Origin of the sequence: Pseudomonas sp. KUIN-1 (assembly GCF_009176725.1) — a bacterium.
In the GTDB taxonomy this organism is placed as follows: Bacteria; Pseudomonadota; Gammaproteobacteria; order Pseudomonadales; family Pseudomonadaceae; genus Aquipseudomonas; species Aquipseudomonas fragariae.
Genome location: NZ_AP020337.1, coordinates 73118 through 88738 on the forward strand (window position 1 = coordinate 73118; position 15621 = coordinate 88738).

The following is a 15621-nucleotide window of genomic DNA, read 5'->3' on the forward strand; positions in this document are numbered from 1 at the left end:
ATAGAAATCTCAAGGTTTTCATCGTTCCCATGCTCCGCGTGGGAATGCGCTTCTTGACGCTCTGCGTCCTGTCCTGAGCGTGCGTAGCGCCACGGATATGTGACGCAGAGCGTCACGACCTGCATGCCAACGCGGAGCATTGGCACGATAGTTATCTCAAGGTTTCATCGTTCCCATGCTCCGCGTGGGAATGCCGTTCTGGACGCTCTGCGTCCTACTCTGAATGTGCGCCGCGGCCAGGATGTTTGACGCAGAGGGTCACGACCTGCATGCCAACGCAGAGCATTGGCACGATAGTGATCTCAAGTTTTCATCGTTCCCATGCTCCGCGTGGGAATGCCGTTCTGGACGCTCTGCGTCCTATTCTGAATGTTCGCCGCGGCCAGGATGTTTGACGCAGCGCGTCACGACCTGCATGCCAGCGCGGAGCATTGGCACGATAGTGATCTCAAGGTTTCATCGTTCCCATGCTCCCGTGGGAATGCGCTTCTTGACGCTCTGCGTCCTATCCTAAATGTGCGCCGCGGCCAGGATGTTTGACGCAGAGCGTCACGACCTGCATGCCAACGCGGAGCATTGGCATGATAGTGATCTCAAGGTTTCATCGTTCCCATGCTCCGCGTGGGAATGCGCTTCTGGACGCTCTGCGTCCTGTCCTGAATGTGCGCCGCGGCCAGGATGTTTGACGCAGAGCGTCACGAGCTGCATGCCAACGCAGAGCATTGGCACGATAGTGATCTCAAGTTTTCATCGTTCCCATGCTCCGCGTGGGAATGCCGTTCTGGACGCTCTGCGTCCTGTCCTGAAGGTGCGCCGCAGAGCGTCACGAAACGACCGTGTTCTCGTGCACCTATCATTCCTACAACTCTTTCAGCACCTGCCGATTTCCCTCCAGCGCACCCCGCCGCTATCATCCCCGCTTCTTGTGGGGGACTTATCCGATGCTCAATGGCCTGTGGCTTGGTTTTTTTGTCGTGGCGACGATTTCCGCGCTGGTGCAGTGGCTGGTGGGCGGCAACGCCGGCATTTTTGCCGCGATGGTCGAAAGTATCTTTGCCATGGCCAAGCTGTCGGTCGAGGTCATGGTGCTGCTGTTCGGCACGCTGACTCTATGGCTGGGCTTTTTGCGCATCGCCGAGAAGGCCGGCATCGTCGACTGGCTGGCCAAGGTTCTCGGGCCGCTGTTTCTGCGCCTGATGCCGGAGGTGCCGCCCGGCCACCCTGCGCTCGGGCTGATCACCCTCAACTTCGCCGCTAATGCCCTGGGGCTCGACAACGCCGCCACGCCGATCGGCCTGAAGGCCATGCGCTCGCTACAGGAACTCAACCCCAGCAAGACCGCCGCCAGTAACGCGCAGATCCTGTTTCTGGTGCTCAACGCCTCATCCCTGACCCTGCTGCCGGTAACGATTTTCATGTACCGCGCCCAGCAGGGTGCGCCTGACCCGACCCTGGTATTCCTGCCGATCCTGCTGGCCACCAGTGTCTCGACCATCGTCGGCCTGCTGTCGGTCGCGTTCATGCAGCGTCTGCGTCTGTGGGACCCGGTGGTGCTCGCCTACCTCATCCCCGGCGCCCTGCTGCTGGGCACCTTCATGGCCTTTCTCGGCACACTGTCGGCGGCTGCGCTGGCGGGTCTGTCGTCGATTCTGGGCAACCTCACGCTGTTCGGCCTGATCATGATGTTTCTGATCATCGGCACGCTACGCAAGGTGCTGGTCTACGAGGCCTTCGTCGAAGGTGCGAAGGAAGGCTTCGACGTCGCCAAGAGCCTGCTGCCTTATCTGGTCGCCATGCTCTGTGCCGTGGGCGTGCTGCGCGCATCCGGCGCGCTGGACTTCGGTCTGGAAGGCATTCGGCATCTGGTGCAGTGGCTGGGGCTGGACACGCGCTTCGTCGATGCGCTGCCGACCGCCATGGTCAAACCCTTCTCGGGCAGCGCCGCCCGTGCCCTGTTGATCGAAACCATGCAGACCCAGGGCGTGGACAGCTTCGCTGCATTGGCCGCTGCCACGATTCAGGGCAGTACCGAAACCACGTTCTACGTGCTTGCCGTGTACTTCGGCGCCGTAGGCATTCAGCGCGCCCGCCATGCTGTGGGCTGCGCGCTGCTGGCCGAGTTTTCCGGCGTCGTGGCCGCGATCTTCGTCTGCTACTGGTTCTTCGGCGCGACCGCCTCCTGAAACATTACTGCGCCGGAGCCTGAGGCGCAGATTCAGCGGGGGCTGGCTCGGCAGGCGCAGCCTCCTGCTTCTCCTGTTTCGGCTTAGTTGCAGGGGCTGATTCAGGTGTGGCCTCGTCGGCCGAGTCGCCGCCTGGCTTGAGCTTGATTATCCGCCCGGTAGGCCGCTTCACTGCCGGTTGATCATCGTCAGTGACCACAAAACGCAGCACGCCTATCATCTGGCCGTCTTCGGTCAGCACCCTCACCTGCCAGCGTCCTGTCACGTCCTCCGGGAAGTTCTGCTTGCGCGTCCAGGCGCGATAGCCTTCCTTGCGGCCGCCGTGGATATCCAGCGCGATGCGGTCCATCTCTTCGCCTTCATGCCACCACACATGGTAGATACGCTCGTCCAGGCCACGCGGCGCATTGATGGCGGTGTACGCATACAGGCCGCCGTTGCGCAGCTGCCTGGCGCTGATCAGCGAAATACTGTCGCCCGGCGTACGGTTTTTGTTATCGAAGTCCGGGCTCACCGCCACTTCGGTCAACCACAGCGTCGCAGGCGGCACCCAGGAGCGCAGCAACCAGCCCGCCGCGCCGATGGTCAGGATGATGCTGATCACGGCCAGTGCGCTGCGCCAGGTGTTGAGCGGGAAATTCGACATCAGGCTGGGCGCCGACAGCAGCATCGCCACGCCCAGGGCCAGTTTGTAACTCTCGGCGGTGGTCAGGTGCAGGATGATCGGCAGCGCCGTCAGCAGTGCGGCGAACAGCGTCAGGGTGTGCAGCGTCATGAACAGCCAGCGCCTGGGCGCCAGCCACTTGTAGTAAAGGGGATCGATGATCGAGATCAGCCCGGCGGCGCCGAGCACCGCAGTGAACACTGCCTGACCACTGTTCCAGGTGGTGGTGATGAAAAAGAACGGCAGCACGAAGAACAGGCTCTCCTGGTGGATCATCTGCGTGCCGTAGCGCAGCAAACCCTGCGGGATCTCGCGGCCCAGTGCTTTGTTGAGCAACCCGACCATGGTGTTTTCGACCATCAGCCACAGCCAGCTGATCAGCATCACCACCGCGATCCAGGTTGCCAGCCCTGCCTGGCGATCGACCAGAATGAAACTGGCGATACCGGAAACGAAACCAAACGCTGCAATGAGCCCCGGATAGCGCTGCATCAAGTTGAGCACGGGCGTCACATAGCGATTCACGTCAAGCATCGGAGGGGGCACTCGGTTCTGTTCATACAAAAAACGCGCTGCGTAACAAACGCAGCGCGGAGCCTGCACCACGGGTGCAGTTCGGCGTCAGGATTCTATGTGCTGCGTACACGCCAGCGCCACAAGGCCAGCAGTGCGATGAAACCCAGTACCCCGCCAATCAGCCAATACAGGCCGTCATAACTGAACAGCGGCTTTTCAATGCGCATGTAACCCGGCTGGGCTAGCAATTGGCGCAGCGCCTGATTGGCCGTCTCCAGCTTCACCGCCTTGATTCGCTTGGCGGGATCCTCGAAACGCCCGTTTTCATAATCGTTGAGCGCGCTCCAATAGTAGTCCGCCAGCGCGCTATTGCCTTGTGTGGCCCATGACTGCCGATCAATGGCGAGCTGTTGCAGACGCGCAAACGTAGCGGGCTGCATGCCTTCTTTTTGCAGGCGCTCGACCAGGCCGCGTATGTCGCGCTCGGCCTCATCGACATCGTCACGCTCGACATCGGCGTTCAGGCTCAGAAACCCGACATCGCCAAACACTTCGCGCTCTGCAGAAGGCCCGTAGGACAGACTGTGTTTCAGGCGCAGCTCAGTGTAGAGCGTCCAGTCCAGATAGGCTTTGACCAGATCCCAGGTTTCGTCGTGCTGGTCGTCGAGCTGCGGCTCGGGGTAGATCAGGTGCAGCTTGGCACTCTCGCCCAGCCCGCCGCGCTCGAGCTCGCGGCGCGGTTCGGCCGAGCCGTTGCCTTGCGCCAGTGGTGGGTGGTCGATCGGGTCAGTGGGGGCGAGCTTGCCGTAGGTGCGCTCCAGATAGGCTGGCAGCAGCTTGTCCAGATCACCCACCACAATCAGCGTCATGTTGTTGGGGGCGTACCAGTTGGCGAAGACGTCTTCGATGTGCTCCAGCTTGATGCCGTCCACCTCGGGGCGTTCGGCGCATTTGAGGCCCAGCTCCACCGCCAACTGGCTGCTGGCGCTGCGCCCGGAATCTCGTCGGTCAAGCAGGCGCTGCAAGTGGGAAAAGTGCCCGCCATCTTCGCGCTCGACCACGCGTTTGACGCCATCCAGCCGCGCCTGGCTCAGCTCGGTTTTGGTCATGATCTCCAGCAGCAGGTCGAGCACCTTGCGCTGGTTGCGCGCAGGCGCTTCGATCACGAAGGTGGTGTCGGCGTTGCTGGTGAAGGCGTTCCACTCGCCGCCCAGCGCCTGCATACGCTCTTCCAGCCCCCCTTCACCGCTGTCATCCACGCCGCTGAACAGCAAGTGTTCCAGCAGATGCGGCAGTTCCTTGTCCTGGCACGGGAAATCATCGAAGCCGATACCCACCACCAGGCGGATGGCGACATGACCCTTGTCGTCACCGGGTTTGAGAATGACTTGCAAACCATTGGGCAGCAGGTAGCCCTCGACCTGAAGACGGTCAAGGGCGAATGAGGGGAGTGAACCGAGGAGCAGACAAGCGAACAGCAGGCAACGCATAAAACAGCTTTCCTGGCGGGCCGGTATGTTTAACAGACTTCACCTGCGCCCTTACGTTCAGAGTGATCTGTCGGCCTCGACCTCGCTCGACAAGGCGCCTGTGTCAGCGGTTTCCAGCACCACGTAGGCGCTGCTGCAGAACAGCGAGTTCAGACGCTTCATGTCGGCAATCAGTTCCAGGTGCAGCGAACTGGTTTCGATACTCTGGACCACCTTGTTGCGCAGGCGGCTGACGTGGGCGTGTGCCAGGCGTCGCTCCTCGGCCCTGAACTGACGCTTTTCGCGCAATAACTGACGGGCGCTCTCGTGATCGCCGCTGAGGAACACCGAGAGGCCCAGACGCAGGTTCGACTGTAATTGAATCTGCAGATCGGCAAGTTCTTCAAGACCGACTTCAGAGAACGACCGGCGATGCGCCGTCTTCTGCTGCTGGATCTTGCGCAGCATGCGTTCGATCAGGCCGCTGGCCAGTTCCAGGTTGATGGTCAGCTCGATGATCTCGGCCCAGCGCCGGTTATCGTGCTCGCCGAGGTCTTCACGCGGCATCTGCGCCAGGTACAGCTTGATCGCGCTGTACAGCGCTTCGACGTCGTCGTTGAGGCGGCGCACTTCCTGGGTCACTGCGGTTTGCGTGCCGCGCAGCACCGCCAGCATCGAGGCGAGCATGCTTTCGATCAGATCGCCCATACGCAGGGTTTCACGCACTGCGTTGGCCAGCGCAAGGCTGGGCGTCGACAGCGCGGTCAGGTCCAGATGACGCGGCTTGGCCAGGCCGCCGACTTCGTTCTGCTGCGGCAGCAGATACGAGCACAACCGCGCCATCGGGGCCACGGTTGGCAGCATGATCAGGCAGCGCACCGTGTTGTAGAGCAGGTGAAAGCCGATCACCATTTCCTGCGGACTAAAGCCCAGCGTGTCGATCCAGGCAACCAGCGGGTCGAGCACCGGAAAGATCAGCAGCAGGCCGAACAGCTTGTACAGCAGACTGCCCAGCGCCACCTGCCGACCGGCAACGTTCTGCATGCTGGTACTGAGAAACGCCAGCAGACCGCTGCCGATATTAGCCCCGATCACCAGGCCGATGGCCACCGGCAAGCCAATGACTTCGGTGCCTGCCAATGTCGCCGTCAGCAGCACTGCCGCCAGGCTGGAATAGGAGATCAGCGCGAACATGGCGCCCACCAGCGCATCCAGAAGCAGGTCGCCGGTCAGCGAGGCGAACAGCACCTTGACCCCCGCGGCCTGGGTGATCGGTGCGGCGGCCTCGACGATCAGCTGCAAGGCCAGCACGATCAGGCCCAGGCCGATACCGACCCGCCCCAGTTGACCGGCACGGGTCTGCTTACGCGACAGGAAGAACACCACGCCAAGGAAAATCAGCAGCGGTGACAGCCATGACAGATCGAAGGTCAGCACGCGAGACATCAAGGCGGTGCCGACATCGGCGCCAAGCATGATCACCAGCGCAGGCGTCAGCGTCATCAGCCCCTGGCCGACGAACGACGTCACCAGCATGGCGGTGGCGTTACTGCTCTGCACCAGCGCCGTCACCAGAATGCCGGCGATGAACGCGAGCGGTCGTTTGGACATGTTCTGGCTGAGCACACGACGAAGTTGTGTACCGTAAACACGAAGGATGCCAGTGCGCACGATATGCGTGCCCCAGATCAGCAGGGCGACGGCGGATAGCAAATCGAGCAGGGTCAGCATGCGAAAAGCCCCCTGAGGTTTGCCCATACAGGCGATGAATTGAAAGATGCAGCGTGTAGCGAGCGGGGATGGGTGTAACGCTCTACTAAGCTTTTAGTCGGCCATTGGCCTTGGCGCCAGCATCGCACAGCGCGGATTTCATTGAAATAAAAGTGTCATAAATCAGTGCCCATTCGCGTCTCGTTCTTCACACTCCCAAATGGGGATGCCCTTTGTAGCGCTTCGCGCCACGTTACACGCTCAAAATCGGACGCAGAGCGTCCAGAACGGCATACCCACGCGGAGCATGGGTACGATGATGTCCTTGAGCACCTATCGTTCCTCACGCTCCAGCGTGGGACTGCTCTTCGTGACGCTGCGCGTCATAACTCTGCGTCACGCCACACATTCAGGACCGGACGCAGAGCGTCCAGAGCGGCATACCCACGCGGAGCATGGGTACGATGGTGTTCTTGAGAGCCGCTATCGCTCTCCGACGCAGAGCGTCGGCGCGATAATCGTGCGCCCTTCAGCAGCCATCAACGGAACCGGTCAACCTCGTGACGCAGTTCTGTCGCCAGGCCATTCAGCTCCTGGGCGGTGATGGCCAGGTTGGACATGACCTGGCGCTGTTCACTGTTGGCCATGGCGATGCTTTGCAGGTTGCTGCTGAGCATGGTCGCAGTGCTGCTTTGTTCCTGGGTGGCGGTGGTGATGGCGGCGAACTGGTGACCGGCCGAGCGACTTTGCTCGTCGATCTGGGCCAGCGCGGAGGCCACTTTGGCGTTGAGCGACAGGCCTTCCTGCATCAGTGTATTGCCCTGCTGCATGGTGCTGATGGCGTTGCCGGTTTCCTGCTGGATGCTGGCGATCATGCCGGAAATCTCATCGGTGGCTTCACGGGTGCGCGAGGCCAGGCTGCGGACTTCGTCAGCCACCACGGCAAAGCCGCGACCTTGTTCGCCGGCGCGCGCGGCCTCGATGGCCGCGTTGAGCGCGAGCAGGTTGGTCTGGTCGGCAATCGAGGTGATTACCCCGACGATGCTGCCGATTTCCTGCGAGCGCTGGCCCAGCGTGTCGATGACTTTGGCGGTGCTGCTCAGCGAAGTGGCGATCTGTTGCAGCGACGAAGACGCCTCTTCCATCGAAGTACGACCGATGCGTGTCTGCTGGGCATTTTCCTGGGCCAGGCGTTCGGTATTGCCCATGTTGTCGGCGATGTTCATCGACGTGGCGCTGAACTCTTCGACGGCACCGGCCATGCTGGTGATCTCGCCGGATTGCTGCTCCATGCCCTCGAACGCACCGCCCGACAGGCCGGACAACGCATTGGCACGCGTACTGACTTCCTGCGCCGCGGTACGGATATGCGACACCATCGATGACAGCGCTTCGCTCATCTTGTTGAAGCTGCCGGACAGCTGCCCGATCTCGTCGTTGCTGGTCACATTCAGGCGTACGCTCAGGTCGCCGGCACCCAGTGCGTCGGCCTGGCGTACCAGTTCGGACAGTGGGCGCAGCTTGCTGCGCAGCAACCAGATGGCGCTGATCACGGCGATGAGCATGGCCAGCAGACTGCCGATCGCCAGTTGCGTGCCGACGTGCCAGGTCACTTCGCTGATTTCCTTGCGCGGCATGCTGGCGATGACGGTCCAGGGGCCGCCGGCGAACGGCTGGCCGACGCTGTAATAGTTGTCATCCCCGTCATCCCAGAACTGCGCCTTGCCTGGTTTGCTGGCAAGCTCGGCAACGGACTTGGCGGCACCTTCCAGGGATTTGACGCCCGCCGGTGGAACCAGCCAGGTGCCCTTTTCGTCGAGCAGCGCCAGCGAGCCGGTAGAGCCGATGCGGAAGCTCTTGAGGTTATCGAACTGGGTCTTCTGCGCATCGGTGTAATCGAACCCTACGAACAGCGCCGCAATGATCTTGCCGCTGCTGTCGCGGACCGGGCTGTACTGGGTCATGTAATAGCGATCGAACAATACCGCTTTGCCGACATAGCTCTGCCCGGCGATCAAACGCTCGTAGGCTGCGCCCTTGCGGTCCAGCACGGTGCCGATGGCGCGGGTGCCATCCTGCTTGCTCAGGGAGGTGCTGATCCGGATGAAGTCGTCGCCGCTGCGCACGAAAATGGTCGCGACGCCGGCGGTCATCGAGCGGAATTCATCGACTTCGGTGAAGTCGTTGTTCAGCGCGGCATCACGCAGGAACAGGCCTGGCGTGGATGTGCCCGCCACCGTGACCGGCTTGTCGGCTTGCAGGCTAAGGCCAGCGGCGAAGCGTTTTTCGAACAGGCCACTCAGGCGCTGAGTGCTGTCGCGCAGCGTGCTGTGGAAAGTGTTGAGCTGGTCAGCGAGGAGCCTGGCTTCACTCGACATGTGCTCTTCACGAATGACCAGGTTGGACGCGTCCAGAGACCTCAACGCGAACAGGGTACTACCACTGATAACCACCGCCAGGATCACGGCCAGAGCAATACCAAGTTGCGAAGCAATTCGGGTACGAGGCTTGGACATAGAGACTCCGTGCCGAATGATTGGAGTCGCCGGGTCCGTGGCTTACCATTCAGCTGATAGATTTAGTTGGTGTTTTTACGCTATTTGAACGAGCAATCTTCAAGCAATGCTTCGGCCATCAAGGTCGTTACTTGAGAGCGGAGCGAGACATTTACAGATGATGGCAGTTCAATATTAAACTAAATTTTAATAGAGTACTTCAACTAACGGCAACTTCATGGCACCCACCTCCGCCTGAAGAAAATCGCTGAGGCGTCGCAACCGCTCTGCGCCGGGCCTCGTACGCGGCCAGACCAGATAATAGTTTTCGCCACTGAACACCGCCGTGCGCCACGGCAGGCTCAGACGCGCCTGCGCCACGTCCTCGGCGACCATCAGCAGGTCGCCCATCGACACACCGTAGCCGCGTGCTGCGGCAATCATTCCCAGCTCCAGGGTGTCGAACACCTGCCCGCCTTTGAGCGACACCTGATCGGCCAGACCCATGCGGTTCAGCCAGGTGCGCCAGTCACGGCGATCAGGGGTGGGATGCAGCAATTCAGCCTTTGCCAGCCGTTCCACGTCCCATGGCGGGTCCTGCAACAAGGTGGGCGCACCGACCGGAATCAGCAATTCGGGAAACAGCAGTGTGGCTTCCCAGTCCGACGGGAAATGCCCCTGGCTGAGTAGAATCGCGCAATCGAAAGGCTCCTGGGTAAAGTCCACCGCATCGATTTCCATCCACGCGCTGGTCAGTTGCACCTCGTTGCCCACCTGCAGATGACGAAAACGGCTGAGCCGCGCGAGCAGCCAGCGCATGGTCAGGGTCGACGGGGCTTTCATGCGCAGAATGCCCTCGTCGGTCTGCAAGGTGCTGCAGGCGCGTTCCAATGCCAGGAACCCGTCGCGCACACCGGGCAGCAGCGCGCGTGCCGATTCGGTGAGCTGCAAGTTACGCCCGTTGCGCTGAAACAAACGGCAGGCAAAGTGCTCTTCCAGGGTACGAATATGCCGGCTTACTGCACTTTGGGTGATCGAAAGTTCCTCGGCCGCTCGGGTAAACGAGGTATGCCGCGCAGCTGCTTCAAAAGCCCTTAGTGCGTAAAGAGGAGGGAGACTGCGAGGCATGAGGGCGCTTCCTGCGGACGGTGAGCAGCCACTTTACTGCAAATTGCTTCAGATGAGTTTTAGTCATGCTGAGCATCGGATTTATCGTTTTGTGTTTAGCCGGGCAACTGCCCAGAATACATCGCTCAATCGTCCCTTTGCCGTAGAGCACCGTCACCATGCAGCATTCCGCCCTCAAAGAACTCTGGATCATCCTGCGCCTGGCGGGGCCGCTGATTGCGTCACAGATGGCGCACATGCTGATGGTCTTCACCGACACCGTGATGATGGGCAAGATCGGCCCGGAAGCCTTGGCCGGCGGTGGTCTGGGCGCTGCCACGTACAGCTTCGTGTCGTTCTTTTGCGTCGGCGTGATGGCCGCGGTCGGCACGCTGGTTTCGATCCGTCATGGTGCCGGCGACACCGAAGGCGCGACCCGTCTGACCCAGGCCGGTCTGTGGCTGGCCTGGGGCATGGCGCTGGTTGCCGCGCTGTTGCTGTGGAACCTCGAACCCATCCTGCTGCAGTTCGGTCAGGCCGAAGCCAACGTGCACATGGCGGCTCAATTTCTGATCACCCTGCCCTTCGCCCTGCCCGGCCTGCTCAGCTTCATGGCATTGCGCGGCTTCACCAGCGCACTGGGTCGCGCGGGGCCGGTGATGACCATCAGCCTGGCCGGTGCGGCAGCCAACTTCGTGCTCAATTACGCGTTTATCCATCAATGGCTGGGGCTGCCCAGCCTGGGGCTGATGGGCATCGGGCTGGTCACCGCGATCGTCACCAACTGCATGGCCCTGGCGCTGGCGCTGCATATCAGGCTGCATCCGGCCTACGCCGCGTACCCGATCAGAAAGGGGCTTTCGAAACTGTCACGCAGCCACCTGGGCGAGCTGTGGCGCCTCGGTTTGCCGATTGGCGGCACCTATGCAGTGGAAGTCGGGCTGTTCACTTTTGCGGCGTTCTGCATGGGCGCGATGGGCAGCACGCAGATGGCGGCGCACCAGATCGCCCTGCAGACTGTGTCCATGGCGTTCATGGTTCCGGTGGGGATGTCCTACGCGGTCACCATGCGTATCGGCCAGCATTATGGCGCGGGCAACCTGTTGATGGTGCGCATGGCCGGGCGTCTGGGTATCGGTTTCGGCGGCTGTGTGATGCTCATGTTCGGGCTGCTGTTCTGGCTGGCACCGCATCTGGTCATCGGCCTGTTTCTGGACATCAATGACCCGGCGTTCGCCGAGATCGTGGTACTGGCCACAAAACTGCTGGCGATTGCCGCCTTGTTCGAGTTTTTCGACGGCACGCAGACCATTGCCATGGGCGCCATTCGTGGGCTCAAGGATGCACGCACCACCTTCCTGATCGGCCTGGGCTGCTACTGGCTGATCGCTGCGCCTGCCGCGTGGTTGCTCGGCTTCTCTACCGATGCTGGCGCTTCAGGCGTGTGGTGGGGGCTGGCGCTGGGCCTGTTCTGCTCGGCCGTGGCGCTGACCTACGCATTTGAATGGAAGACGGCGCGGCTGTTGCGTCAGGACGCAGCCGGGTTGCCGGTGCCGGGCTGATCCGGTGCACCGTCACCCGGATCTGGAGGTATCGGCGTGTGCCACTTCCGAACGCAGATAGGTCACCAGTTCTTCCACCGGCAGCGGCCGGCTGATCAGATAGCCTTGCACCTGATTGCAGCCGTAACTGCGCAGCAACTCCAGTTGCCCGGCGGTTTCCACGCCCTCGGCGACCACTTCCAGGTTCAGGTTGTGCGCCAGATTGATCATGGCGTTGACCAGCTTGCGGTTCTCTTCGCGTAACTCCATCTGCCCGACAAAAGTCATGTCGATCTTGAGCAGCGCGATGGGCAGGCTGTTGAGGTGCATGAACGACGAATAGCCGGTGCCGAAATCGTCCAGCGAAAAGCGCACGCCCAGTTGGCGCAATGCGTCCATGGTCTGCCTGACCTGATCGCTGCGCCGCATGACCGCGGTTTCGGTCAGTTCGAACTCCAGCCAGCGCGCGTCGACATCGTGCTCCGCGATCAGGCGAGTCAAGGTCGGCAGCAACTGGCTGTCCTGAAACTGCCGGAACGACAGGTTGATCGCCATGTGCAGCGGGGCAAAGCCCTGTTCGCGCAGGGCCTGCATGTCACGCAGGGCGCGGAAGATGACCCAGTAGCCGAGCGGCACGATCAGGCCGCTTTGCTCGGCCAGTGGCACGAATTTGCTGGGCGGCAGCAGCCCGCGTTCCTGATGGCGCCAGCGCACCAGTGCCTCCAGGCCGACGACACGCCCGCTGTCCAGGCACAGGCGCGGCTGGTAATGCAGTTCCAGCTCATCGCGGCGCAAGGCACGGCGCAGTTCACCTTCCAGATCGGCGAGGCTGCGGGCGTTGCGATTGATGCGCTCGTCGAACAGGTGATAGGTGCAGCCCTGCATGCTCTTGGCCTGACGCATGGCGATATGTGCATGCCACATCAGCGGGTCGGCTTCGGGCTGGGCCTGGGAGTGAGCGATGCCCAGGCTGCAACCCAGCAACAGGCTTTCGCCATCGACCCAATAGGGTTCGGCCAGCACGTCGGTGATACGTTCGGCCATTTGCAGGGCGCGTTCGGGGGCTGTTCGGGTGTCGATCAACAAGGCGAATTCGTCGCCCCCCAGGCGGGCGATCTGATCACCGGCATCGAGCTGGTTTTTCAAGCGCGCCACCACTTGCAGGATCAGTCGATCACCGGCCTGATGCCCCAGTGAATCGTTGGCGCGGCGAAAATTGTCCAGGTCCAGATGCCCCAGCGCCACGCTGCCGCCTTCGCTCAGGCGAGCCGAGAGCAGCGCCTGAAACCCCTGGCGGTTGGCGATGCCGGTCAACGGGTCCTGGCCGACCAGACGTCGCAGGCTGTCTTCCAGGCGACTGCGCTCGTGGACATAGCGCAGGCAGCGCCGAAGCGTGTCGCCGGTCAAGGCGTCGCGCACCAGCCAGTCACTGACGCCGGTCGGTCCGACCAGCGGTTCGGCCTCAAGCAGCACCACGGTAGGCAACAGACAGGCTCCGGTCCTGGGCTGCAGGTCAGGCGTGGTCAGCAGCACGGTGTTGCGCTCGTTAGCGTAGCGGGCGCTGAAAACGTCCCAGTTCGCGCCATGCAGAAGTGTCACGTTGCTTCCCGGCGCAGTGAGGCAGCCGCTCAGCAGCGCCTGCCAGAAGGGCTCGTGCGCCAAAAGCAGCAATCGCAAGGGTTCGACAGGTGTAGGCAATCTAACTTCCTAAGTGCAAAGGAAAAACCGGTGGCCGCTCTCTCGCAGGAGCGCGACAAATACACGTATCGCGCGTCGCGGCGCAAATGTAACAAAAACAGAAGAATTAGATAGCAGTCACTGTCTGACGACGATGAGCACTGCACAAAACCGTGGGCCTGTTAAAATGCCCGACCTTTTTTACAGACGACTCTTCATACCGCCATGTCCCGACTCAATCCCCGGCAGCAGGAAGCCGTGAACTACGTCGGCGGCCCTCTTTTGGTGCTCGCCGGTGCCGGTTCCGGCAAGACCAGCGTGATCACCCGCAAGATCGCGCATCTGATCCAGAACTGTCGTATTCGCGCCCAGTACATCGTCGCCATGACCTTCACCAACAAGGCCGCGCGCGAGATGAAAGAGCGGGTCGGTACGCTGCTCAGAGGCGGTGAAGGACGCGGCCTGACGGTTTCGACCTTCCACAACCTGGGCCTGAACATCATCCGCAAGGAGCACACACGGCTGGGCTACAAACCGGGCTTCTCGATCTTTGACGAGACTGACGTCAAAGCGCTGATGACCGACATCATGCAGAAAGAGTATTCCGGCGACGACGGCGTCGACGAGATCAAGAACATGATCGGCTCGTGGAAAAACGACCTGATCCTGCCCGCCGAGGCGCTGGAAAACGCCCGCAACCCCAAGGAACAGACCGCCGCCATCGTCTACACCCACTATCAGCGCACGCTCAAGGCGTACAACGCGGTGGACTTCGACGATCTGATTCTGCTGCCGGTCAAACTGTTCCAGGAACACGCCGACATCCTGGAAAAGTGGCAGAACAAGGTGCGTTATCTGCTGGTGGACGAATATCAGGACACCAACGCCAGCCAGTACCTGCTGGTGAAGCTGCTGATCGGTACGCGCCATCAGTTCACCGTAGTGGGCGACGACGACCAGTCGATCTACGCCTGGCGTGGTGCGCGGCCGGAAAACCTCATGCTGCTCAAGGACGACTACCCGTCGTTGAAAGTGGTGATGCTGGAGCAGAACTACCGCTCGACCAGCCGCATTCTGCGCTGCGCCAACGTGCTGATCTCCAACAACCCGCACGCCTTCGAAAAACAACTGTGGTCCGAGATGGGCCATGGCGACGAGATCCGCGTGATCCGCTGCCGCAACGAAGACGCCGAGGCCGAGCGGGTGGCCATGGAGATCCTCACCCTGCACCTGCGCACCGACCGCCCGTACAGCGATTTCGCCATCCTCTATCGCGGCAACTACCAGGCCAAGCTGATCGAGCTGAAATTGCAGCACCATCAGGTGCCGTATCGACTGTCGGGCGGCAACAGCTTTTTCGGCCGCCAGGAAGTGAAGGACCTGATGGCTTATTTCCGTCTGCTGGTGAACCCGGACGACGACAACGCCTTCCTGCGGGTGATCAACGTTCCGCGTCGCGAGATCGGCTCGACCACGCTGGAAAAGCTCGGCAACTACGCCACCGAGCGCAAGGTGTCGATGTACGCCGCCACCGACGAGATCGGTCTGGGCGAGCATCTGGACAGCCGATTCACCGACCGTTTACAGCGCTTCAAGCGCTGGATGGACGGCGTGCGCCAGCAGTGCGCACAGAACGATCCCATCGCCGCGCTGCGCAGCATGGTCATGGACATCGACTACGAGAACTGGCTGCGGCAGAACAGCTCCAGCGAAAAGGCTGCCGATTACCGGATGAGCAACGTCTGGTTCCTGATCGAGGCGTTGAAAAACACGCTGGAGAAGGACGAAGAAGGCGGCATGACCATCGAGGAAGCCATCGGCAAGCTGGTCCTGCGCGACATGCTCGAACGTCAGCAGGAAGAGGAAGACGGTGCCGAGGGTGTGCAGATGATGACCTTGCACGCCTCCAAGGGCCTGGAATTCCCTTATGTGTTCATCATGGGCATGGAAGAAGAAATCCTGCCGCACCGCTCCAGCATCGAAGCCGACACCATCGAAGAAGAGCGCCGCCTGGCCTACGTGGGCATCACCCGCGCGCGGCAGACCCTGGCGTTCACCTTTGCCGCCAAGCGCAAGCAGTACGGTGAAATCATCGACTGCGCGCCAAGCCGCTTTCTCGATGAGCTGCCCCCGGACGACCTGGCCTGGGAAGGCAATGACGACACCCCGACGGAAGTCAAAGCGGTTCGCGGCAACACTGCGCTTGCCGATATTCGCGCCATGCTGAAACGCTAGCCGACACCCTATTGATCATTTATT

General features: G+C 61.4%; 9 protein-coding genes. 3 read left to right on the forward strand and 6 right to left on the reverse strand.

The window, feature by feature from the left end; translation table 11 throughout:
• Positions 1 to 941 precede the first annotated feature (941 nt).
• Positions 942 to 2183 carry a nucleoside recognition domain-containing protein gene (locus tag KUIN1_RS00395; RefSeq protein WP_011266161.1) on the forward strand — a complete coding sequence of 414 codons (1242 nt, stop codon included), beginning with the start codon at positions 942 to 944 and terminating at the stop codon, positions 2181 to 2183.
• A 4-nt stretch (positions 2184 to 2187) separates the two neighbouring features.
• Here KUIN1_RS00395 and KUIN1_RS00400 read toward each other — a convergent pair whose 3' ends face one another.
• From KUIN1_RS00400 to KUIN1_RS00425, 5 genes are all read right to left on the reverse strand, one after another.
• Entirely contained in the window at positions 2188 to 3381 is a 1194-nt protein-coding gene (locus KUIN1_RS00400) for a DUF5924 family protein (RefSeq protein WP_152091762.1), read from the reverse strand.
• Positions 3382 to 3476: 95 nt separating this feature from the next.
• Entirely contained in the window at positions 3477 to 4853 is a 1377-nt protein-coding gene (locus KUIN1_RS00405) for a M16 family metallopeptidase (RefSeq protein ID WP_024650570.1), read from the reverse strand.
• A gap of 57 nt (positions 4854 to 4910) precedes the next feature.
• Positions 4911 to 6563: a Na/Pi cotransporter family protein gene (locus KUIN1_RS00410; RefSeq protein ID WP_024650569.1), complete on the reverse strand. Its 1653-nt coding sequence runs from the start codon at positions 6561 to 6563 to the stop codon at positions 4911 to 4913.
• Positions 6564 to 7081: 518 nt separating this feature from the next.
• Positions 7082 to 9058, reverse strand: coding sequence for a methyl-accepting chemotaxis protein (locus KUIN1_RS00420; RefSeq protein ID WP_024640681.1), 1977 nt, complete (start codon positions 9056 to 9058; stop codon positions 7082 to 7084).
• Positions 9059 to 9244: 186 nt separating this feature from the next.
• Positions 9245 to 10165: a LysR substrate-binding domain-containing protein gene (locus KUIN1_RS00425; RefSeq protein WP_024641759.1), complete on the reverse strand. Its 921-nt coding sequence runs from the start codon at positions 10163 to 10165 to the stop codon at positions 9245 to 9247.
• A gap of 158 nt (positions 10166 to 10323) precedes the next feature.
• Between KUIN1_RS00425 and KUIN1_RS00430 the strand changes: the two genes are divergently transcribed.
• Positions 10324 to 11706 carry a NorM family multidrug efflux MATE transporter gene (locus KUIN1_RS00430; RefSeq protein WP_024650567.1) on the forward strand — a complete coding sequence of 461 codons (1383 nt, stop codon included), beginning with the start codon at positions 10324 to 10326 and terminating at the stop codon, positions 11704 to 11706.
• Positions 11707 to 11718: 12 nt separating this feature from the next.
• On the opposite strand, the gene KUIN1_RS00435 is transcribed toward KUIN1_RS00430, so the two are convergent.
• Positions 11719 to 13383, reverse strand: coding sequence for a putative bifunctional diguanylate cyclase/phosphodiesterase (locus tag KUIN1_RS00435; RefSeq protein ID WP_103713866.1), 1665 nt, complete (start codon positions 13381 to 13383; stop codon positions 11719 to 11721).
• A gap of 204 nt (positions 13384 to 13587) precedes the next feature.
• On the opposite strand from KUIN1_RS00435, the gene rep reads away from it, so the two are divergent.
• Positions 13588 to 15597: a DNA helicase Rep gene (gene rep, locus KUIN1_RS00440; protein WP_152091763.1), complete on the forward strand. Its 2010-nt coding sequence runs from the start codon at positions 13588 to 13590 to the stop codon at positions 15595 to 15597.
• Positions 15598 to 15621: the final 24 nt, after the last annotated feature.